The organism is Pseudomonas sp. LBUM1672 (genome assembly GCF_059695655.1).
Map to the genome: position 1 here is coordinate 2,131,927 of NZ_CP166781.1, position 19,709 is coordinate 2,151,635.

22 protein-coding genes are annotated in these 19,709 nt (G+C 54.2%); 11 read left to right on the top strand and 11 right to left on the bottom strand.

Annotated elements, in window-relative coordinates:
- Window positions 1-76 precede the first annotated feature (76 nt).
- The 6 genes from galE to ACA053_RS09630 all read left to right on the top strand — a co-directional run bounded on the left by galE (window position 77) and on the right by ACA053_RS09630 (window position 6,186).
- The gene (gene galE, locus ACA053_RS09605; protein WP_497395146.1) at window positions 77-1,093 is read left to right on the top strand and encodes a UDP-glucose 4-epimerase GalE; all 1,017 of its coding nucleotides are present in this window, start codon (window positions 77-79) and stop codon (window positions 1,091-1,093) included.
- A 140-nt stretch (window positions 1,094-1,233) separates the two neighbouring features.
- On the top strand, window positions 1,234-1,476 hold the full coding sequence (locus ACA053_RS09610) for a hypothetical protein (protein ID WP_497316878.1): 243 nt from the start codon (window positions 1,234-1,236) through the stop codon (window positions 1,474-1,476).
- An 87-nt stretch (window positions 1,477-1,563) separates the two neighbouring features.
- Window positions 1,564-2,673 carry a polysaccharide biosynthesis/export family protein gene (locus ACA053_RS09615; protein WP_497316880.1) on the top strand — a complete coding sequence of 370 codons (1,110 nt, stop codon included), beginning with the start codon at window positions 1,564-1,566 and terminating at the stop codon, window positions 2,671-2,673.
- 14 nt (window positions 2,674-2,687) lie between these two features.
- Window positions 2,688-3,353 carry a YjbF family lipoprotein gene (locus ACA053_RS09620; RefSeq protein WP_497316882.1) on the top strand — a complete coding sequence of 222 codons (666 nt, stop codon included), beginning with the start codon at window positions 2,688-2,690 and terminating at the stop codon, window positions 3,351-3,353.
- Window positions 3,350-4,111 carry a capsule biosynthesis GfcC family protein gene (locus ACA053_RS09625; RefSeq protein ID WP_497395148.1) on the top strand — a complete coding sequence of 254 codons (762 nt, stop codon included), beginning with the start codon at window positions 3,350-3,352 and terminating at the stop codon, window positions 4,109-4,111. Before ACA053_RS09620 ends, ACA053_RS09625 begins: the two co-directional genes overlap by 4 nt.
- Window positions 4,108-6,186 (top strand): YjbH domain-containing protein, encoded by a 2,079-nt coding sequence (locus tag ACA053_RS09630; RefSeq protein ID WP_109629058.1) that lies wholly within the window; start codon window positions 4,108-4,110, stop codon window positions 6,184-6,186. The genes ACA053_RS09625 and ACA053_RS09630 overlap by 4 nt, the downstream gene beginning before the upstream one ends.
- Window positions 6,187-6,443: 257 nt before the next feature.
- On the opposite strand, the gene ACA053_RS09635 is transcribed toward ACA053_RS09630, so the two are convergent.
- The 4 genes from ACA053_RS09635 to ACA053_RS09650 form a co-directional block, all read right to left on the bottom strand.
- A complete protein-coding gene (locus ACA053_RS09635; RefSeq protein WP_109629060.1) occupies window positions 6,444-7,838 on the bottom strand; it encodes an undecaprenyl-phosphate glucose phosphotransferase in 1,395 nt (464 codons plus the stop codon).
- 362 nt (window positions 7,839-8,200) lie between these two features.
- Window positions 8,201-8,890 (bottom strand): helix-turn-helix domain-containing protein, encoded by a 690-nt coding sequence (locus tag ACA053_RS09640; protein WP_497395150.1) that lies wholly within the window; start codon window positions 8,888-8,890, stop codon window positions 8,201-8,203.
- 30 nt (window positions 8,891-8,920) lie between these two features.
- A complete protein-coding gene (locus ACA053_RS09645; protein ID WP_109629064.1) occupies window positions 8,921-9,670 on the bottom strand; it encodes an EAL domain-containing protein in 750 nt (249 codons plus the stop codon).
- Window positions 9,671-9,698: 28 nt separating this feature from the next.
- Window positions 9,699-10,439 carry a winged helix-turn-helix domain-containing protein gene (locus ACA053_RS09650; RefSeq protein ID WP_497395151.1) on the bottom strand — a complete coding sequence of 247 codons (741 nt, stop codon included), beginning with the start codon at window positions 10,437-10,439 and terminating at the stop codon, window positions 9,699-9,701.
- Between the two features lie 499 nt (window positions 10,440-10,938).
- On the opposite strand from ACA053_RS09650, the gene ACA053_RS09655 reads away from it, so the two are divergent.
- On the top strand, window positions 10,939-11,772 hold the full coding sequence (locus ACA053_RS09655; protein WP_109629068.1) for an undecaprenyl-diphosphate phosphatase: 834 nt from the start codon (window positions 10,939-10,941) through the stop codon (window positions 11,770-11,772).
- Window positions 11,773-11,826: 54 nt separating this feature from the next.
- Here the strand turns inward: ACA053_RS09655 and dusA are convergent, their stop codons facing one another.
- Entirely contained in the window at window positions 11,827-12,837 is a 1,011-nt protein-coding gene (gene dusA / locus ACA053_RS09660; protein WP_497395153.1) for a tRNA dihydrouridine(20/20a) synthase DusA, read from the bottom strand.
- A 102-nt stretch (window positions 12,838-12,939) separates the two neighbouring features.
- Here dusA and ACA053_RS09665 point away from each other — a divergent pair, with 102 nt between their 5' ends.
- The gene (locus ACA053_RS09665) at window positions 12,940-14,064 is read left to right on the top strand and encodes a site-specific integrase (protein ID WP_497396141.1); all 1,125 of its coding nucleotides are present in this window, start codon (window positions 12,940-12,942) and stop codon (window positions 14,062-14,064) included.
- Between the two features lies 1 nt (window position 14,065).
- On the opposite strand, the gene ACA053_RS09670 is transcribed toward ACA053_RS09665, so the two are convergent.
- Window positions 14,066-14,341 carry a pyocin activator PrtN family protein gene (locus ACA053_RS09670; RefSeq protein ID WP_497395155.1) on the bottom strand — a complete coding sequence of 92 codons (276 nt, stop codon included), beginning with the start codon at window positions 14,339-14,341 and terminating at the stop codon, window positions 14,066-14,068.
- A 26-nt stretch (window positions 14,342-14,367) separates the two neighbouring features.
- On the opposite strand from ACA053_RS09670, the gene ACA053_RS09675 reads away from it, so the two are divergent.
- Window positions 14,368-15,018 carry a hypothetical protein gene (locus ACA053_RS09675; RefSeq protein WP_497395157.1) on the top strand — a complete coding sequence of 217 codons (651 nt, stop codon included), beginning with the start codon at window positions 14,368-14,370 and terminating at the stop codon, window positions 15,016-15,018.
- Between the two features lie 335 nt (window positions 15,019-15,353).
- On the opposite strand, the gene ACA053_RS09680 is transcribed toward ACA053_RS09675, so the two are convergent.
- The 4 genes from ACA053_RS09680 to ACA053_RS09695 form a co-directional block, all read right to left on the bottom strand.
- Window positions 15,354-15,833: a hypothetical protein gene (locus ACA053_RS09680; RefSeq protein ID WP_497395159.1), complete on the bottom strand. Its 480-nt coding sequence runs from the start codon at window positions 15,831-15,833 to the stop codon at window positions 15,354-15,356.
- 57 nt (window positions 15,834-15,890) lie between these two features.
- A complete protein-coding gene (locus tag ACA053_RS09685; RefSeq protein WP_497395160.1) occupies window positions 15,891-16,214 on the bottom strand; it encodes a pyocin activator PrtN family protein in 324 nt (107 codons plus the stop codon).
- Window positions 16,215-16,372: 158 nt separating this feature from the next.
- Window positions 16,373-16,657, bottom strand: a complete 285-nt coding sequence (locus tag ACA053_RS09690) for a phage antirepressor KilAC domain-containing protein (protein ID WP_497395162.1) — start codon at window positions 16,655-16,657, stop codon at window positions 16,373-16,375.
- 10 nt (window positions 16,658-16,667) lie between these two features.
- Window positions 16,668-17,258, bottom strand: a complete 591-nt coding sequence (locus ACA053_RS09695) for a hypothetical protein (protein WP_497395164.1) — start codon at window positions 17,256-17,258, stop codon at window positions 16,668-16,670.
- 313 nt (window positions 17,259-17,571) lie between these two features.
- On the opposite strand from ACA053_RS09695, the gene ACA053_RS09700 reads away from it, so the two are divergent.
- Window positions 17,572-18,501, top strand: coding sequence for a DUF2971 domain-containing protein (locus ACA053_RS09700; protein ID WP_497395166.1), 930 nt, complete (start codon window positions 17,572-17,574; stop codon window positions 18,499-18,501).
- 4 nt (window positions 18,502-18,505) lie between these two features.
- Here the strand turns inward: ACA053_RS09700 and ACA053_RS09705 are convergent, their stop codons facing one another.
- Window positions 18,506-19,237, bottom strand: coding sequence for a LexA family protein (locus ACA053_RS09705; RefSeq protein ID WP_497395168.1), 732 nt, complete (start codon window positions 19,235-19,237; stop codon window positions 18,506-18,508).
- Window positions 19,238-19,316: 79 nt separating this feature from the next.
- On the opposite strand from ACA053_RS09705, the gene ACA053_RS09710 reads away from it, so the two are divergent.
- Complete coding sequence (locus ACA053_RS09710) at window positions 19,317-19,577, top strand: hypothetical protein (RefSeq protein WP_414883563.1); 261 nt, start codon at window positions 19,317-19,319, stop codon at window positions 19,575-19,577.
- The last annotated feature ends 132 nt before the right edge of the window (window positions 19,578-19,709 follow it).

Below are 19,709 nucleotides of genomic sequence, written 5' to 3' on the forward strand. Positions count from 1 at the left end.
TCGGCGTCACTTCGTTACGTGCGCATCAAACATTGCATGTAATCGAGCACTTCAATACCCCACTATGGACCGCTCTATGAAGATTCTGGTAACGGGTGGAACCGGTTATATCGGTTCTCACACCACACTTGCGCTGCTTGAGGCGGGCTTCGACGTGGTTGTGCTGGACAACCTTTGCAACAGCTCTGACGCGTCGCTGCACGCCATTGAAGCCATCTGCGGCAAAACCCCGTTGATGATTCGCGGGGATGTGTGCGACCGGGCATTGCTGGACCGGATTTTTCAGGAGCACTGCATCGATGCTGTCCTGCATTTTGCCGGGCTCAAAGCCGTAGGCGAGAGCGTGCGCAAGCCGCTTGAGTATTACGAAGCCAACGTCTGCGGGAGCATTACGCTGTGCCAGGCGATGTCCGCGGCCGGTGTATTCCGCTTGGTGTTCAGTTCATCGGCGACGGTGTACGGCGCGCCGGAGCAGATGCCAATTCGCGAAGATTTTCCTACAGGCACGCCGACCAATCCTTACGGGCAATCCAAGCTGTTCATCGAAAACGTGCTGCAGGATCTGAGTGCGGCAGAGCCGCGCTGGAGCATTGCGCTGCTGCGCTATTTCAACCCGATCGGCGCACACGCCAGCGGCCATATGGGCGAAGACCCCAACGGGATTCCCAATAATCTGGTGCCTTACATCAGCCAGGTTGCCGTCGGCAGCCTGCAGGAACTGTCGATATTCGGTGACGATTACCCCACCGTCGATGGCACCGGCGTGCGCGACTACATCCACGTGGTGGATCTGGCGGACGGGCACCTCAAGGCATTGCAGTCGATCTCGTCGCGCACCGGCATCAATATCTGGAACCTGGGCACGGGCGACGGTTACAGCGTTCTCGAGGTCCTGCGGGCATTCGAACAGGCTTCCGGGCGGCCAGTGCCTTATCGGGTGATGCCGCGACGTTCCGGCGACGTTGCCACGTGCTGGGCCGACCCCTCCAAAGCGGCAAAGGAGCTTGGCTGGAAGGCCACGCGGAGTTTGCAGGAGATGATGGCGGACACCTGGCGTTGGCAATCGAACCATCCCAGGGGCTACATCGACTAATGCTTGAGGGGCCCTTCAACCCATGGTTTTTCTGCTGAACTGTTATATCAGGGCGCGATGTTAATTATGGTCGGGAAAATTGACTGGAAACACATCCGGCAAGTCCGTAGATATAAAGAACACGCAGGAAGGAGTTTGATATGAAAAAGATGATAGTCATTGCCGTGCTGTCCCTGATGAGCAGTGGGGCCTTCGCGGTCGAAGCACCCCTCACACTGGATACAAAAGTGCTGGGTGATGTAACGGCGGCACAAGCTGCACTGGCCAGCACTGCGCTGGTTTCAGGTGCCGTGGCGGCCTCCAGCAGTGGTGGAAGTTCCAATGGCGGAACCACCGGAAGTACCGGGACAACTGGCACTACCGGGACCACCGGCACAAACTGAAAAAATACCGCAGGTGTCACACAAGATTGCCCGGCTAACACTGGGCGATCTTGTTTTGGGTTTGCCCTTGAATAGCGTAGTGCCATTATGATTCGTAGTGTTCCTTTTTTAATGCTGGCAAGTATTGCTTTGCAAGGTTGTATGTTTTCGCCGGGGCAACATATGAGCACCAGCGATATCACTCGCGAAGGCGCCAGTGAAAACAGTCGGGTCGAGCTTATTCCGATTACCCCCAAGCTCATCGCCATGGACAGGGCCACTCAGACACATGAGTCATTGCCTCCGGAATTGCTGACCACGCCCGACGAATACCGCATTGGCAACAACGATGTCTTGTACATCACGGTATGGGATCACCCCGAGCTGACCGCACCTTCTGGCGCGCAACAGCAGATCGATGCGAACGGCCGTCTTGTGCGTTCCGATGGCACGCTTTATTACCCCTACATCAAAGAAGTCCAGGCAGCCGGAAAGACCATCCAGCAACTGCGATCCGACATCGCCGAGAAGTTATCGACCTTCATCTCGGACCCACAAGTGGACGTCGCCGTATTGCGCTTTGCCAGTCAGAAAGTGGTGGTGTCGGGCGCCGTATTGAGAGCTGGCCCGCAAGCGATTTCCACCAACCCGCTCAATGTGGTCGAAGCCTTGGGTTCGGCCGGTGTCGATCCGCTGAATGCGGATTTGTCCGGGTTGCTGTTGACGCGAAATGGACGGAGCTATCCGCTGAATCTCGATGGGCTCAATCAGCAAAATGCCGAGTTGCAAAACGTTTACCTCAGAGGCGGTGATCAGTTGTACTTGCCGTACAACGACAGCAAAAAGATCTACGTGATGGGCGAGGTCAATCAGCCGCGTGCGTTGACGTTCAAGACCCGCACCATGAATCTTTCTGACGTCATTGGCTCGGTAGGCGGATTGAACCAGACCACCTCCAACGGCAACGCCGTGTACGTCATTCGTGGGGTGGAAAACCTCGATGTCGAACCCGCCAAGATCTATCAGCTGCAAGCCGAGTCGCCGTCCGCCATGGCGCTCGCCACTCACTTCGATGTTCGTCCCCAGGACATTGTTTACGTAGGCCCTGCCAACGTCACCCGCTGGAACCGCTTCATCAGTCAATTGGTGCCATCGGCCTCGATTCTCGGCATGGGCGCGGCGGCACAAAACAATTTAAGTGAAGCCAACAGCAGATAAGGTCTGGTCCCACTGTGAGAACGTTGAAAGTTAGCGTCTGCTTGATGGCGGCCTTGCTGTTGTGTGGATGTAATCCGCTGATGAAGGCCACGTTGGCCAACTTCAAAGCCGTGGCCGCCGGGCCCGACGACCTGGAGTTGACCCCGGCGCAAGTGGCCGAAGTTCAGTATCCGCAACTCAAATTGTCCACCCCTTCTGGTGAAGGGGTGTTGGCGATGGTGCGTGAGCGAGGCGACTTGCAGTACTGGGTCGCGTCCGGCAAGCAGGTGCTGTTGCTGCGCGACGGCCTGGCGGTTCGTACTGTCGGACTGGGCTTCGAAGGTGACCTGGACGGGACCCGTATCGAAGCGGATTCGCCGTTCAAGCAAGGCCTTCACCGATTGCCCGATGGCTACACCAGCCAGCGCTGGATCGATCTTTATCGCGGTTACGAAGTGGGTGTGGTCGTGCGCAGTCGCTTCAACCGAAAACCCATGGAGACCATCAGGATCCTGGACAAGGAATACGCCGTGCTGCGTGTCGATGAGCAGATAGAGGCTCCGGCCATTGGCCTGCGCGCGACCAATCATTATTGGGTCGACCCGGCTAACGGTTTCATCCTCCAGAGTGAGCAGCAACTGACGGGGCAACTCAGGGTGAAGATCGTGCAGTTGACCTCTGAACGCAGGGCTGTCCGTTGAAGTTTCCCAAGGTGTTATGGACGTGCCTGTTGTTGATCGCCGGCGGCGCGAATGCGGCCGTCACCGTCAGCGGCGATGTGCGCAATCCGGGGCCGGTCGAACTGCAACCCGGGGGCCGCGTGCTGGACGTGATGCGTGTCGCGCAACCCAATCCTGAAAGCTACTGGCTGGCGGCCGCCTGGCTGCGACACTCATTGATCGAGGAGCAGACTCGGCTCAAAGCCGGGGTCTTGTTCGATTTGAAGGTGCTGCAACGCACCGCATTGCTCTTCGATCGCCCGAGCCGGGCGGCATTGGCGTTGCGGTTGTACGAGCACGTCAGCCGCTGGCCGGTCACCGGGCGTCAGGTGGCGGTGCTGGATCCGGTCGCGGTCGAGGTCGGGTTCGCGCGCAACTTCCGACTCGATGATGGCGACAGCCTGATCTACCCGATGCGTTCCGATGGGGTTGAAGTGCTGGGCGCTGTCGCCGAACCGTGCCGGCTCGCTTATCGCCCGCTGCAGGAAGCCCGCGATTACTTGCAAGGGTGTTCGCCTTTGGTCGATGCCGACGCCGATTACCTCTGGATCATTCAGCCCGATGGTGTCACCCGCCGGGTCGGCATTGCGCCGTGGAATCGCGAAAGCGGGCAGGTGCCTGCGGCCGGTAGCAAAATCCTGGTTCCTGTCAAAACCGATGATCTTAATCCGCCTATACCTGAACTGAATCAGCAGTTGGCCGAATTTCTTGCCACGCAACTGGCTGAGGTGGTTCCTTGAATTTACGTTTTGCTGCAGTGCTGTTGTTGCCGTGTGGTTTGGCTCACGCAGAGCCGCGATTGACTCAAAATGATTTCGGCGGCGTGGGCTTGATGCAGACGCCGACGGCCCGAATGGCCCCGGCCGGTGAACTGAGCGTGAATGCCAGTCGAACCGATCCCTATACCCGTTACAGCGTTTCATTGCAGCCGTTCGAATGGCTGGAAGGTTCGTTTCGCTACACCGCGATCACCAACCGCCGGTATGGCCCCGAGTCGTTGAGTGGCGACCAGAGTTATAAAGACAAAGCCGTGGACCTCAAGGTGCGCCTGTGGCAAGAAAGCCACTGGGCGCCTGAGTTGGCCCTGGGCTTTCGCGACATCGGCGGTACCGGCCTGTTCTCCAGCGAATTCCTGGTCGCCAACAAACGCTATGACGACTTTGATTTCAGCGCCGGTATCGCCTGGGGATACATCGGCAATCGAGGCGATTTCGACAACCCGCTGGGTTGGGCGGCGGATCGCTTCAACACCCGGCCGGACGGCGAGGGCACCGGTGACGTCAACACCAATGCCTATTTCCGTGGGCGACCTTCATTGTTTGGCGGCGTCACCTACCAGACACCGTGGGACCCGCTCAGCCTGAAGCTCGAGTACGAAGGCAACGACTACAAAAACGAGCCGAAAGACAATGCCATCAAGCAAGATTCGCCCATCAATATCGGCGCTGTGTTCAAGCTGACCGATTCGGTGGATCTCAGCGCGGGTTGGGAGCGCGGCAATACCGCGATGTTCGGCATCACACTGCATACCAACTTCGTCAGCCGCAAGACGCCGGCCAAGACTTACGATCCGCCGGCGGAGCGTTTGCCGACACAGGCACCCGCCACCCCTCCGGATCAGGTCAATTGGGCCAACGTGTCCCAACGCTTGCAGAAAAATGCCGGCTACAAAGTCGAGCGCATCACCCAGCGCGGCCCCGAGTTGTTTGTGTACGGCGAGCAGACCAATTATTTCCATTCAGCCAAAGCTGTCGGCCGCGCCAGCCGGATCCTGGACAACAGCGTCAATGACGATATCGACTGGTTCACCTTGGTGAACAAGCGCTACGACATGCCGCTGGAAGAAACCAGCGTGCCTCGCCAGACCTTTCGCGAAGTGGTCAATAACGAGGAGCCGCTGCAAACGTTGCACCGCACGACCGAGGTCAATGGGGCGATGCCGCACAACGAGACCACGCTCTTTACTGCGGCGCGCGATCCGTTCAACTACGGCATCGGGCTGGGCTACAAACAGAACGTCGGTGGCCCTGACGGTTTGCTCTATCAGTTGAGTGCCGATGCGGACGCCGAGTATCGCTTCACGCGCAATACCTGGTGGAGCGGCCTGCTCAGTGCCAACCTGGTGAACAACTACGACAACTTTACCTACGACGCACCGAGTGGCTTGCCTCGAGTACGGACGGACCTGCGCAAGTACCTCACGACCTCTGACGTCACCATGCCCACGTTCCAACTCACCCATGCCGAGCAGTTGGATAAAGACCTGTACGGCATGGTCTACGGCGGCTATCTGGAGTCGATGTTTGCCGGGGTTGGCGGTGAGGTGCTGTTTCGTCCGGCAGGCCAGCGCTGGTCGGTGGGTGCAGACCTGAACTACGTGCGTCAGCGCGAGTTCAACCAGGGCTTTGGCCTGCGTGATTACTCAACCGTGACCGGCCACATCACCGGCTATACCGATTTGCCTTTCGATACCCAGGCAGCCGTCAGTGTCGGCCGTTACCTGGCGCGGGATTGGGGCGCCACCGTCGACCTGTCGCGGGAGTTCCGTAATGGTGTACGATTCGGTGCCTGGGCCACGCTCACCACCGCGACAAAAGAGGAATACGGCGAAGGCAGCTTCGACAAGGGCATCTACATCTCCATTCCTTTCGACGAACTGATGAGCATGTCGACCATGCGTCGCGCCAATATCGTCTGGTCTCCGCTGACCCGGGACGGCGGTGCGCGGCTCAATCGCAGCTACTGGCTGCATTCCATGACCGATAGCCGTGACAGCGATTTGTTCTACCGCAACTTCGACAAAATCACTGAGTGAAGGCGGGCGAACTACAGGGCGACAGGCGTTGTAGTTCGCGACGCGGTGAACCGGAAGGGTGATGCCCGGAAGGTTTTACAGTGAGGACACTTCTGCGCAGGATTCCCTGCGTTATCCCACCTATTCACAACGGTAAGCAGGGGGCTGGCATAGATCCCCTGTTAATGGTCTTGAGTCCGTATCCAAGCCTGATAGACGCCCACGAAAAAGGGGACTTTCGTCCCCTTGTCGTTTTGCGGTTTCTGATTTCTAAGCCATCAATAAATGTCTTTTGACAGCAAGGTGAAAGGTGTCTTTACCAAGATCTTCAGGTCCAGCCACAACGACCAGTTATTGATGTACTTGAGATCGATCTCCACACGCTTCTGCATTTTGTCGATGGTGTCGGTCTCGCCGCGGCAACCGTTGATTTGAGCCAACCCGGTAATCCCCGGTTTGATTCGGTGACGCGCCATGTAGGCGAGAATTTTCCCGGAGTAGTAATCATTGTGCGCAACGGCGTGCGGACGTGGCCCGACCAAAGCCATATGGCCTTGCAGCACATTGATCAGTTGCGGCAGTTCATCGAGCGAAGTGCGACGGATAAAGCGTCCAACCGGAGTGATCCGCGAATCGTTACGGCTGGCTTGCTTGACCTCCAGATCATCGTGCACGCGCATCGAGCGAAACTTCCAGACCTGGATCACCTTGCCATTCCAGCCGTGACGGTCTTGCTTGAAAAACACCGGGCCCGGGGAGTTGAGTTTAACGGCCAGGGCAATCAGCAACAGCAGCGGGCTCAGAAGCACAATGGCCAACAGCGCCACGCTCTTTTCCAGCAGGCTCTTACTCAGTGCCGCGGTCGGCTGGCTGGTCAACGGGCTTTCATTCAAGTAGATCGCCGGCAGGCCGTCCACGACTCTTACCGAGTGGTTGAGCAGCGTCAGGCTGTTCAAGTCCGGTACCCAGACCACGTCTACGTTGGCACCCAGCAAATCGATATACATCGCTTCGATTTTTGCCGCTTCACTCAGGGGCAGCGTGATGTACAAACGTCGGATGTCATGGGCCTTGATCAACTCCAGCAGCTGCTCCTGCGGGCCTACGATCGGCGGTGAGCCCATCGCCAGCGGGAGCGTGGTGTCGGTGCTGACCAACCCCACCAGTGGGAAGTGTTCAAGGCTACGCAGCTTCCTGGCGAGTCCCAATGCCAACTCACCGGTACCGACGATCAGGGTTTTATGCTCGCTTTGAAGTGAGCGTTGATAGTATTGCGAGAAGCCGTGCAGCGGAACGTAAAACAGTGCCTGCCCGATGTAACCGCAGGCGGCCCATACCAGAATCAGTTGACGGGAAAACAGTTCATCAGCCTTGCAGATGAACGCCACACAGGCCAATGCCGCCAGGGTCATTGTCCAGCCCATCAACAAACGTCCCAATCCCTCCAGGTAGTTATCTTTCTTCGCATAGACGCCACACCAGGTATAGGCGGGAACCGAAGCAAGTACCGTCAGAATTGCGCACACTCGATAATAGAACTCTACCGTTCCGGTCTGGTAATAAACCAATAGAAACAACAGGGCTACAACAAAGCCCTGACCCAGTGCCCATTGTCCCCAGAAGGTCAATCCTTTGAGGTGGGTATTTCGATTGATACGAAGATTGTTAACCATGCGATATCCCCAAAATACGTCCATTCGCGCGTCGACAGACAACAGCCAAGTTGATGTAACAAACATTATTATTTTTATAAGAGGGCAAAGCATTGACGGTCGAAACGCCACTGTGCGGCGCGCTCGTCAGTGAATAGATTAATTTATTGGGCTGAAAGCTGTCTGACGACTTTTAACGGGTGAGTTATTTGTTTGACGGTTATGTTGGGGGTGGCGAGGTGTTAGAAATAGTCGAGAATTTAAGTTGTTTGAGGGGAGGTTCAAGCGGGATTTATTTGAGAGGAGAGAGGTGCTGAAAAGATGAAGTGGTGGGGTGCTTTTGTTGTTTTTGTATGCACTACCATGGTGGTCATTTCATTGGCTCAGGTGAGGCTTTTCCCCCGAATGATTTTTTGAATCAGGCAATAGCCGCGATTTCTAACCGCTCGGAAAAGACGCTCACCATTACTGGCATTTTTAAACTTTTCCTGTAGCCGGCTCAGGCACATTTCCAGGCCTCGATAATGTTCGGGTTCTCTGCCAATGCTCCGAATAAGGTCATCTTTACTGACTACCCGGTCATCATGGTGCAGCATCTTTTTGACCAGTGTGGCCTCCAGGCCAGTCAAGACAATTTCGACGTCGTCTTTAATCAAAGCGCCATTGACATTGCTGAGTCGCCAGGCTTCGGTATAAGGGTAGTGGGGGCTGGTCGACACATTGGACAGGGAGTCCCGGGTGTCATCTCGATCTTCATCTGCCAGTGAGGATCTGTTATTAAACCGTGTTTCTGACTGCGCCGCTCGCCACTCGGATTCGAAGGTCGAGAGTATGCGCTGTGTATCATGTTTGATAACAGGAGGGACAAACCTGTCAAGGTGAGGGGAAATAAATTCCATTAGCTTAGGGGCGGAAGAAGGTAGGGCAACACCTTCGACAAACATCTTTGCCTGCGACGTACCGAATGAATTATATCGCTCGCTCGATAGTAATGCCTCAAGCTCAAGTTGTAATGCCGGGCTATGAGTAACGACGACAAAATATTTTCTGGGGAGGGGTGTACTGCTTTCCATGTCTCTCTCCTGAAGGGGTGCACTCGGATTTTAGTTTAATAGGATGTCGGCAGGGGAGTAATGGCTCCCTTGAAAGTAATCAAAAGGTAATGCGCGTGCCAGTATATGGCTAGCCGCATGCTCGACTCTGTCAGCTATAAACGCGACTTTGGTGGTGTGAGTCAGCATGGTCATGCGTTCGTGCAGACGATTGAATAAATCGGGGTTGCCCGTCAGTTTAAGGCTCAAGTCTAGGGCTGAAAGAGGAATCTTTATATAGTCGAAAAGATTCAGGGTTGTAAATATTTCGATACTTTCGTTTTCGATGTTATAGCCATCGAACGCGATTTCTACACCGTGATCTTTCAACAGATATACGTTGTTGAGGATTTTCTTTTTATCAATGAAGCTGACCGCCGAAAGGGGTAACTCATTGAACGCGATAACCAGTGTCTGGCCAAAGTTGCGAAGGGCGTCGCTGGACTGTATCAACTCTTCCGTGAGTGCGGAATCGGCCAGATCTGACTGCCCAGCGCAAACGAATCGACGGCTTAAGTATTTGTTTTTGCTAGAAATATTATGGTCCTTTAGCGAAAAGGCAATCAGCCGAGTCTGCATGAGAACTTCACTGTAAATGCCGTTTATCTCTTGCGGTACAGCATAGGATGCATGAGTCTGACTGGCGTCAAACTGAATTCTGATCTCACTGCCAAATGGGCAGTCGTCGCGAGTGAGGATCAATTGTCGAGACAGATAATGACTCGCACGATAGATGTGTGACGCGCTCATCGTAGCGTTCATATTGCAATAACTCCCTGCATATTAATCATCAGGCGGTCGAGATCAGACCCCTGACAAGACGATATCCATGCCCACGAATACTTTGAATGGCGTTGGTGCCATACATACCTTTTATCTTTCCGCGAAGGCGGCTGATAGATTTTTCCAAGGCTCTTGGGTCATAAAACGTTATATTCAGACCCATGATTCTGGCGATTTCATCATGGCTCAATATTTGATTTTTCGTTTCGGAAAAAGCTTCAAGAATTTTCATTTCCGGAAACGATACATCCAGCTTCTTGTAGTCTCCAATCAAGCACATGCGCGTCGGATCCAAGAGCAAATTGTGCTGCTTGTGCCATTCTGCGCTATTAAAGAACTCGGAAAGTGCGTCCGTTTTTTCTTCAGGAGTCATGCTGAATTTAATACAATGGTCGGCCCCTGCAAGATAGTATTTCATCTTGTTATAAGTGCCTTTGCCAGTGATGGCCACAAAGATAATAAGGGCCTGGTTGTCGGCACGCATATTTTCCACGAGGGCGAGGCTTTCATCGAATGCCTGAGGGCTATCAATGACTATGAATGCTGCACGGTATGAATAGAGTTCCTTGTTTTTTTTAAACGAGTTGTTGTAGCACATCGTATCAACGGGTATATCATGCGCTACATAACTTGCAACTGATGTCTTGAAACCCTCAGCTAAACTATGGGTCCGCCCAATGGTGAGAATACCCGTCACCTCCTTTGCGTGGCTGTGGCTGGTATTCGTTAATTTCCCTGTAAGCATCATGCTTTGACTCGGCTGGGTGCTGACATTTGGATGTTAAAGCACCAATTCTCATTTGTGACTGACAATTGGTAACATTTCACGGATTTTTCAAGCAGGCGTCACAAATTTTTTAACATTGCTGTCAATCTGACGAGATCCTTTGTGCTGCGTGCGCTTGGTCCGCGCAGTGGCAAAGGAGTATCATTGTGCCATCTTTTCGCTCAATGTCCCGCTTTTCCAGTTCAATAAGCATGGCACCGGTGGCTAGAGCATCCGTAGTTGAATTGGTTAAATGGGTATTATGAGTTGACGTAACTAGTCTGATTTATGTGTCGTTTTGGGCCTGTCGTTAGTTTTGAACTAGGTGATATGGGTTGTTATATAACACCCCGGTTGATGTTGTGGTCATGGACGATTGTTAACGTTGAGTTTTAATAGAAGGCTAAATGCGCTTTACTGACGCGTTGGCGCTAAATTTGAAGTTCGTCAGCGGATTTGCTTTTGTCGATGAGGGGGATTAATGGATTTTTGGACTACCGTAACGGTATTGATTTTAGGCGTGGTGGAAGGGCTGACGGAGTTTTTGCCTATATCCAGTACTGGCCACCAGATCATTGTGGCGGACCTGCTCGACTTCGGCGGTGAGCGAGCGATGGCCTTCAACATCATCATTCAACTGGGCGCCATCCTTGCTGTGGTATGGGAGTTTCGCCGCAAGATCCTCGAGATCTTCACAGGCCTGCCAATCCAACGCAATGCACAACGTTTTACCTTGAACTTATTGATCGGTTTTATGCCGGCCGTCGTCTTGGGCGTATTGTTCGCCGATAAGATTCATGAGTATCTGTTCAACCCAATCACCGTGGCGACTGCATTGGTTGTGGGCGGCATCATCATGTTGTGGGCTGAGCAGCGGGAACATGTGGTGTATGTCGACCATGTCGACGACATGCGCTGGTCTGACGCGTTAAAGGTTGGTTTCGCTCAATGCCTGGCGATGATACCGGGCACCTCACGCTCTGGGTCGACCATTATCGGTGGGTTGCTGTTTGGACTGTCGCGCAAGGCGGCCACCGAGTTCTCGTTCTTCCTGGCCATGCCGACCATGGTCGGTGCGGCGGTCTATTCAGGCTACAAGTATCGCGATCTGTTCCAGGCCGGCGACCTGCCAGTCTTCGCCTTGGGCTTCGTCACCGCGTTCTTTTTCGCCATGATCGCCGTGCGCGGCTTGCTCAAGTTTATCGCCAGCCATAGCTACGCCGCATTCGCCTGGTACCGGATCGCATTCGGTTTGCTGATCCTGGCGACTTGGGTATTCGGTTGGGTTAACTGGACTGAAGCAGCAGCGCTCTGACACTTGAACCAGGCTGCGGACCCGCCAGCCTGGTATTTATAAAGATAAAACGGATTAACGCCCTTCTAGCAACTCCGCCGCCTGATCCAGCAACGCCAAAGGCTCTTTAGCCTTGTGAATATCCACCGACAACAACTGCCGAAACTTGCGCGCCCCCGGAAACCCGGTGCCGAGTCCCAGCACATGCCGGGTGATATGGTGCATTGAACCACCCGCATCAATATGCGCCGCTATATAAGGCCGCAACTGCGCCAGCGCCTCCGCTCGAGTGATCACCGGCGCCGTGCTGCCAAACAACTGCTGATCCACCTCAGCCATCACATAAGGATTGTGATACGCCTCACGGCCCAACATCACGCCGTCGAACGTCAGCAAATGCGCATGACACGCCTCCAGCGTCTTGATCCCGCCGTTGAGAATAATCTCCAATTCCGGAAAATCCGCCTTCAACCGTGCCGCCACGTCATAACGCAGAGGCGGAATGTCACGGTTCTCCTTCGGCGACAACCCCTCCAGAATCGCAATCCGCGCATGCACCGTAAAACTCGTGCACCCGGCATCCCGGACCGTGCCGACGAAATCACACAACTCCTCGTAACTGTCCCGTCCGTTAATCCCGATCCGATGCTTCACCGTCACCGGAATCGACACCGCATCGCGCATCGCCTTCACACAATCCGCCACCAACTGCGGATGCCCCATCAGGCACGCGCCAATCATATTGTTCTGTACCCGATCACTCGGGCAGCCGACATTCAGATTCACCTCGTCGTAACCGTGGTCCTGGGCCATGCGGGCGCAGGCGGCCAGGTCCAATGGAACACTGCCACCGAGTTGCAGGGCGAGCGGGTGTTCGGCTTCGTTGTGACGCAGGAAGCGGTCGTGATCGCCGTTGAGGAGCGCGCCGGTGGTGACCATTTCGGTGTAGAGGAGGGCGTGCTTGGAGAGTAGCCGTAGGAAAAAGCGGCAGTGGCGGTCAGTCCAATCCATCATCGGCGCGACGGAAAACCGCCGAGATAGCGCAGGGCTTGAGTTTACTGGGCTGGAGTGGGTGTTTGGTACCATTTGGCTCAACGTATTTATAGCGTGTTTTTAGGCGTTTTCAGGCGTTTTTTCGATGGCGCTGGTACAATGTACCAATCACTTTCGGAATTGTACCAGTTCACTATGGCAACGATCAGAGCACGAAAACGCACCGATGGCTCAGTCAGTTACACGGCACAGATACGCCTGTTTCGCGATGGAGCGCAAGTCTACCAAGAGAGCCAGACCTTCGCCCGGAAACAGGCGGCACAAGCGTGGGTGCGGCGACGTGAGGCAGAGCTAGATCAGCCTGGTGCGATTGAGCGGGCGAACCGCAAGGGCGTCACCGTACAGGACATGATCAAGCAGTACCTGGATGAAATGGAGAAAGTCCGGCCGTTGGGTAAAACCAAGGAAGCCACTCTAAATGCTATCGCGGCGACGGAGTTTGGCCAGACCGTTGATTCGGCTATCAACAGTCAGCGCTTGGTGGATTTTGCACTCTGGCGTATGAGCAAAGAGGGCGGCGGTGTCCAGCCGCAGACGGCCGGTAACGATCTGGCGCACCTTGGGGCTGTCCTATCGATTGCACGGCCAGCTTGGGGGTATGAGGTCGATATCCACGCGATGGCAGATGCTCGAAAGGTGTTGAGAAAGCTGGGATACAACATGAAAAGCCGCGAGCGGGATCGGCGGCCGACCAAGGAAGAGCTGGATAAGGTGCTTGAGCACTTTGTAGGTATTCAGCAGCGTCGCCCTAGTTCGATCAATATGCTCAAAGTCACCGGCTTCGCGTTGTTCTCCACGCGTAGGCAAGACGAGATCGGCCGAATGCTTTGGGAGGACGTCGATGAAGAGCGTCAGCGGGTGATGGTGCGGGACATGAAGAACCCAGGCCAGAAGATTGGCAACGATGTTTGGTGTCACCTCCCGGATGAAGCTTGGCGCATCCTGAAGAGCATGCCAAAGGAGCGTGCAGAGATTTTCCCCTACAACTCGTCATCGATCGCCACTGCTTGGGCAAAGGCATGCAAGTTTCTGATGATTGAAGATCTGCACTTCCACGATCTGCGGCACGACGGCGTGAGCCGGTTATTTGAAATGGACTGGGACATCCCGCGAGTGGCCAGTGTTTCTGGGCATCGGGATTGGAATTCATTGCGTAGATACACGCATCTGCGCGGACGAGGTGACCACTATGCCGAATGGCCGTGGCTAGAGAAGATCATTCAGGCGCCCGTAAAGCTGGGCGCCTGGGGCAAGCAGTAAATTAGCTGGCTCGGCGGTATCCGTTGAGCTGGTTGCATTCCTTCACGGCCGCCTCGCGTTGCAATTCTAGGTAGGCCGCTAAATCAGTGATGTGTATACCCTTTGCACTTTTCTGGCTGGGCTCCAATCGGGTGATTGGAATTTTGATCTGGCCTGCTAGCACCTTGCGCTGAAACATTTCCGGTGTCAGGTGTGTGAAGTAGTCCTTGCAGACCTGGTCCAGGGGGATGATTGCTCGGCCATTGTATTGGGCCATCAGGATGAACGCGGTGTTCATGCTGCCCCCTGGAACTTAGAAGGAAGATGGGGCAATCTTTCGCCGCCATTGAAGGCAAGGAGATGAAGATGCTGCCCGAGAGAGTTGTCGTAACTATTCCCATCATCACGCTGTTGAAGGCTTTGATGCTGTCGCCTTTGGTTGTGTTGATAGGTTGGTGGGTATTTACGTGGTCTTGGGAAAGTCAGGCTGCACCTGCCTGGGTGCAGGCAGTTGGTTCGATTGGCGCCATCTTGGCTGCGGGTGCTGTTCCGGCCTGGCAACGAAGGCTTGAGGGGCTTCGACGAGAAGCCGACCAATATCAGAGACAAATCGCCGACTGCTTTCAGTTGAGGCGTCTGATTCAAGAAATTCAGCATCTGCTTACCAAGGGTGATCAGGTCAATCCCAATTGTTTTGGAAGGAATCGCGCTCTTGTTGAAACTGGAATGCTGGATATCCTCCAGCGTTTGAGTTCTCTGGAGTCTGGGCGATCTGATAAGTTTCTGCTGAAGAGCACCTACGATATGCGCCTGATTGTTCTGGACTTTTTGGGATCTATCAGCCCGAGCGACGCGTGTAGTGCCAACGTTCGGCGTGGGTTCGAAGGGCGTCTGATCGAGATCCATAATGATCTTCCTGGCTATATTCTTAGCCTTGAGAAAATCATTACGGAAATTGATGCTGAAGCTAAGTGAGCTCTCATACCCCACGACAGGCTGCGCGAGCGGGCGTTTCTGAGCGTTTAGCGTTGCATCATCGAGCGCTGCCCAGCGCAGCTTTTCGTGGGGTCTAAGTGCTTCGGCAGTGGAGCTGAGAGGAGCAATAATGCCTGCAGCTGCGCAGCAGAGGCTGTTTGTTTCTAGTGTGTCGACGCTGATTTCCGTGCGGAGCACAGCGGTCGTGGATTGGGTGTTGTGCTGGTCCTTTTGCATGCCGCTTTCCTCCGAGGTTCGAATGCGCGTTGGTTCATCAGCCGCTGATAGGGCGTTAGCCGGATTGCGGTGGTTGCTGGATCGGGGACGGATCTCGCTCATACGGCGTTCTCTTGTTTGGCCGGCTCAAGCAGGGCAGCCATGGCTAGCGCCTGATCGCGGAGGGTGCGGGTGTCGCGTTCCAGTTTTTTGCCGGTGCGAAAGGCGCTGAACGTCTCAGATGCGATCCGTAGCTTCTCGGCGATTTCCAGCAAGGTGAGTCGTTCGTTTTCACCAAGTTTTGAAGCTGCAAGTGCGCGCTCGTAGTGGGTGTACAGTTTCTTGCGCTGGTCAGTTGCCTGATTGAGGGAGTGTTCCAAGTTGCGAATCTCTTCCCAATTTTCAGATCGTTGAATGGTTTTGCCTTCAGCCATCCCGTCTCGAAATCCAACGCAGCCGCCGACGTCATAGCCTTCGCTGTAGCCCTCTGAGTGTCCCTCGGCGCGGCCGTTGCTGAAGCCATTGCGGTAGGCGAGACAGTAAACGCCGGCGGTCATGAGGACGATCGCTACCAGCGCATAGATTTGAACTGCAGTCATGTGGTGTGCTCCTGGTGAAGTCTTCGGCTGGTGGTGGCAGCCATTCGGTTTTGGGTGTTACTCGTTGGTGTCGTCCTGCTGCCGCTGCTGCTGCATGTCTTCGTCGGCCTTGTAGGCGCGGATGTCGATCAGGGAAGCGACGTGCCGGATGTGGGCGTACTTCGGTGCCTTGCGGCTGGTGTCCAGTGTGGTGATGGGGAGCTGGATACGGCCGCTGCTGATCTCGGCCACGAACGATTGCTCGTTGAGATTGCGAAAGTACTGCTCGCGCACTTTGTCCAGCGGAATCAGGACGTCGCCGAATATGCGGTAGAGCAACTCAACGGTGGCGGACTCCGGTGCCGGGTGCAGACGGAGCGGGTTTTGTGCTGTGCTACTCATGGCTTTGTTGGGCCTCCTTGCGTTGTTTTCTGGCCGGGTGGTTCCAGGCGTTCAGGCAGTGCCGTTTGGTCAGCTCGCGCAGATGTTCGGGCACTTCGAGGAGCGCGGCGTTGCGCTCCTCTCGTGTCCGCATGGCGATGATCTGGCGGGCGTATTCCCTAGGCCACGTCACGGCTGTCTGCCGGAATGGCGGGTAGGTCGATACCCAACTGCTCGGCTAGCCAACGGATACCGGGCTGTTTGATCCGGGTCGATTGGCTGTACTGCATTCCGAGCTGATCGTGGTACCACTGACCGTCCTTGATTCGCAGGTAGTCGCGATCACGGTTGGGGTAGGTCGGTAGGTTGCGCTCGTTGAGCAGACCTTTTTCACGCATGCGTGCGATGAGCTTCGGACGAGTCAGGCCAAGTTGGGTTGCTGCTTGGGCGAGGGTGCGTTCCATGGTGTGCCCCTCATGCCGCGTGAGCAGCAGGAGTTGCTGCTGCAGCAAGGTGGTTGATGGACTCGCTGACCTTGCCGTAGATCTCGACATCGGTGCCGTACACGGTGAAGCAACGGGTGTGCGGGCTTTTGTTACCGATGCTCAGGATGGTGGTGACACCTGATCGAGAGTGAGTGCGATGGAGTGCGACGATTAGTGGATAGTCGAAACCCATGTCGAGGCTCAGCACGCCGCCGGTACGCACCAGCTCAAACACTCGCTGCTTGTCTGAGACTTCAAAGCGGCCGTATTCGCGGCTGGCGTGGGGGCGATGCAGCAGGTCGCTGGTATTGCTCGCGTCGAACGGGCCGTTGGCGATCTCTTCGATGAAGTCGGCCAGCTTGAGATGCATCTTCTTATCGTTTGGCAGGGTCAGCGTGTGGCGTTCGCTGCCCAGCTCCACGACGAAGGAGCTTTCCGTGATGCCACGTTCAACCTTGAGGCGAAACGCCAGACACTCGCGCCTGGGCGCGGTCCGTAGGACGTGGTTGAAAGTCTCTGTCAGGTTTACTTGTGCATTGAGCAACTGCAGGGTGCGGTTGTCGATCATGTACTTGATCATGCTGCATGCCCTCCGCCGTTCGGATTGACTGGGGCAGGAGTGGCGCGTGCTGTCAGCTTCGGTTTGCTGATGGCGAACGCGCAGCCGTACTCGCGGGCTAGGCGCCTGATCTCAAAGATTTGGAACGGGTTGGCAGCGGCCGGGTGGACATGCAGGGTAGCTGTGGTGTGCATGATGTTGCCTCGCTCTGTGGTGGAAGAGTGAGGCGAATATCAACCAATGGTTGCGATAAGTCAACCTTAGGTTGATTTTTGATTTTTCTGCGATTCAGGAACACTGATTGCTATGATCGGGCAATGCTGACGGGAGCCCTATGAAAAAAATTTACCACTACACCTCTGCTTCTTCGTTAATCGGGATGTTGACCCACAGCCAATTTTGGGCGACTGACATTGCTTTTCTGAATGATCATAAGGAGCATGTCTATGGATACACTGCGGCACTAGCTTTTATCGACCATAAGATCGAAACAATGATGGATCCTTATAAGGAAGTGCTCATAGGTTTCTACAAAACTCTTCGCGAATTTATTGAGCCTAACGTGCTTGGTAGAGATACATACGTTGTCTCGTTCGCCACAGATCGGGATAGTATTTCTCATTGGTTTAGCTATTGCGAAAAGAACCAAGGTTATTGTATTGGCTTTGACGAGGATTCATTTTTTGATCCGTCCGAGAAGCTTGAAATAGCGATGAAATACGCTTTGAAGTTTGAGGGCGTATTATATGAGTCGGCGAGCTTCAATGCTCGATTGGAAAAAATTCTGTCTAAAGATGTAATTGTCGAGGCAATTACTAGAGGGATGAGGGCGGGAGCTTATGGATCTGGTCAAGAAAAAGGGAAATCGAAGAGCACGATTTTAGATGAAATCATTGAAGAATCTCATCCGCTTGGCCCATTAAAGCAACTGGAGAGGATTTTTAATGAAATTGTTTTTTCTTGTGGAGCTTACAAATTCGAAGGGTTTAAACACGAGGTAGAGCGTCGGCTAGTGTTGTCATCCAAAAAATTCAAGCTACATGAGGACTATGATTATAAGGAAAGTGACGTTAATTTCAGGGAACGGAATGGGGTGATCTTTCCCTATGTGCCTATTAAATTCAACAGTAACAGTATTCGCGAAATTATTATCGGTCCATCTGGTGATTTTCAGTTGCGAAAAGCTGGTCTGCAAAAAATGTTGGATAAATTGGGTGTGGAATGTGAGATTACATCATCATCAACACCATTAAGGTTTTCCTGATCTATTACTCAGGAATGAAGGATCCGACCACTTTTCCGCAAATATGCGTCTCCTCCGTGATTTCAATTATGGGGTACTGCGGGTTGATAGGTTTTAAAAATTGTCGTCCCGCATCTTCTACTAGAACTTTGAATGTGGCCTCGTTAGTTCTGGGAACTCTAGCGATGACTCTATCTCCTGTTTTCGTTTCTGCTTCAGGATCAACAAAAATAATACATCCTGTTGGATAGCTGCGCCCCGGCCCTGGATTAGTCATTGAATCACCGAGAACTTTCAACGCGTAGCCATGTGTGCTGATCGGAACCGGGCACGACAACCAAGAATCACTGTCATAGTTCTCAATATTTGAGATCGCCTCACACCAAGCACCCGCCTGAACCCAAGAGATCAATGGTACCTTGCCAAAGCGCTGATTGATTTCGCTAACGTTGCTCAAATCACTAGGGGCTATAGCGCGAACGTTGCTATGGCCAGTCTGCTCTTTTGGCAGCACCCCGTACTCAAGCCATTCCCGCCTGACACCAAGCCATGAGCAGAGCGCAGACATGCTATCCGCCTCAGCCATCGCTTCGCCATTCAACCACTTGCTAATGGCTTGGGTTGTTTTATCAACCCCCACGCTTTTCAGGTGTCGATGGATGTCCACACCACGACCCCGGCTGCGTATGCCGGCATCGTCGAGGGCTTCGTGTAGGCGCTCGCTGAAAGCTGCGCGGAGAGAGTTTTTATCAACCATGGGTTGAGAGTCTCATAAAGGTTGCGCAATAGTCAGTTGATCTATAACATCAACCGCAAGTTGATAAATGGAGGTTGTCATGTTGGACCCCGCAGATTTTCCGAGCGCGATTGCGTTCGCGTTTGAAGCCGTCGGCGGCATCGGGGCCGCCGCGAAGGTTTGCGATAGAAGCTATCAAGCGCTGAACAAATGGCGTCAGGCGGCATGTCTACCGCGAACGGATTACACAGGTGAAACCAAATACGCCGAGCTGTTGGCGACTGCGGCGAAACAGAAAGGCAATGCTTTTCAAGCTGCTTGGTTGTTGAACGCTTCGGCTCCGCAAAAAGCTGCTGCGTAGTCAGAAAAAAGGCGACCAATTGGCCGCCCAGTTCCTCCCGGCACGCACCACCACAGCGCTGTCGGGTCGCGATAGAGAAAGGCGGACACACCACATGCAACCACCTTTCTTTATCGCGCTTTTCCAAGGCTC

Excerpts from the sequence above, each read along its gene's own strand:
- galE (WP_497395146.1), top strand. The coding sequence starts at position 77 with ATGAAGATTCTGGTAACGGGTGGAACCGGTTATATCGGTTCTCACACC.
- ACA053_RS09610 (WP_497316878.1), top strand. The coding sequence starts at position 1,234 with ATGAAAAAGATGATAGTCATTGCCGTGCTGTCCCTGATGAGCAGTGGG.
- ACA053_RS09615 (WP_497316880.1), top strand. The coding sequence starts at position 1,564 with ATGATTCGTAGTGTTCCTTTTTTAATGCTGGCAAGTATTGCTTTGCAA.
- ACA053_RS09635 (WP_109629060.1), bottom strand. The coding sequence starts at position 7,838 with ATGGTTAACAATCTTCGTATCAATCGAAATACCCACCTCAAAGGATTG.
- ACA053_RS09640 (WP_497395150.1), bottom strand. The coding sequence starts at position 8,890 with ATGGAAAGCAGTACACCCCTCCCCAGAAAATATTTTGTCGTCGTTACT.
- ACA053_RS09645 (WP_109629064.1), bottom strand. The coding sequence starts at position 9,670 with ATGAACGCTACGATGAGCGCGTCACACATCTATCGTGCGAGTCATTAT.
- ACA053_RS09650 (WP_497395151.1), bottom strand. The coding sequence starts at position 10,439 with ATGATGCTTACAGGGAAATTAACGAATACCAGCCACAGCCACGCAAAG.
- ACA053_RS09655 (WP_109629068.1), top strand. The coding sequence starts at position 10,939 with ATGGATTTTTGGACTACCGTAACGGTATTGATTTTAGGCGTGGTGGAA.
- dusA (WP_497395153.1), bottom strand. The coding sequence starts at position 12,837 with ATGGTACCAAACACCCACTCCAGCCCAGTAAACTCAAGCCCTGCGCTA.
- ACA053_RS09665 (WP_497396141.1), top strand. The coding sequence starts at position 12,940 with ATGGCAACGATCAGAGCACGAAAACGCACCGATGGCTCAGTCAGTTAC.
- ACA053_RS09670 (WP_497395155.1), bottom strand. The coding sequence starts at position 14,341 with ATGAACACCGCGTTCATCCTGATGGCCCAATACAATGGCCGAGCAATC.
- ACA053_RS09675 (WP_497395157.1), top strand. The coding sequence starts at position 14,368 with ATGGGGCAATCTTTCGCCGCCATTGAAGGCAAGGAGATGAAGATGCTG.
- ACA053_RS09680 (WP_497395159.1), bottom strand. The coding sequence starts at position 15,833 with ATGACTGCAGTTCAAATCTATGCGCTGGTAGCGATCGTCCTCATGACC.
- ACA053_RS09685 (WP_497395160.1), bottom strand. The coding sequence starts at position 16,214 with ATGAGTAGCACAGCACAAAACCCGCTCCGTCTGCACCCGGCACCGGAG.
- ACA053_RS09690 (WP_497395162.1), bottom strand. The coding sequence starts at position 16,657 with ATGGAACGCACCCTCGCCCAAGCAGCAACCCAACTTGGCCTGACTCGT.
- ACA053_RS09695 (WP_497395164.1), bottom strand. The coding sequence starts at position 17,258 with ATGATCAAGTACATGATCGACAACCGCACCCTGCAGTTGCTCAATGCA.
- ACA053_RS09700 (WP_497395166.1), top strand. The coding sequence starts at position 17,572 with ATGAAAAAAATTTACCACTACACCTCTGCTTCTTCGTTAATCGGGATG.
- ACA053_RS09705 (WP_497395168.1), bottom strand. The coding sequence starts at position 19,237 with ATGGTTGATAAAAACTCTCTCCGCGCAGCTTTCAGCGAGCGCCTACAC.
- ACA053_RS09710 (WP_414883563.1), top strand. The coding sequence starts at position 19,317 with ATGTTGGACCCCGCAGATTTTCCGAGCGCGATTGCGTTCGCGTTTGAA.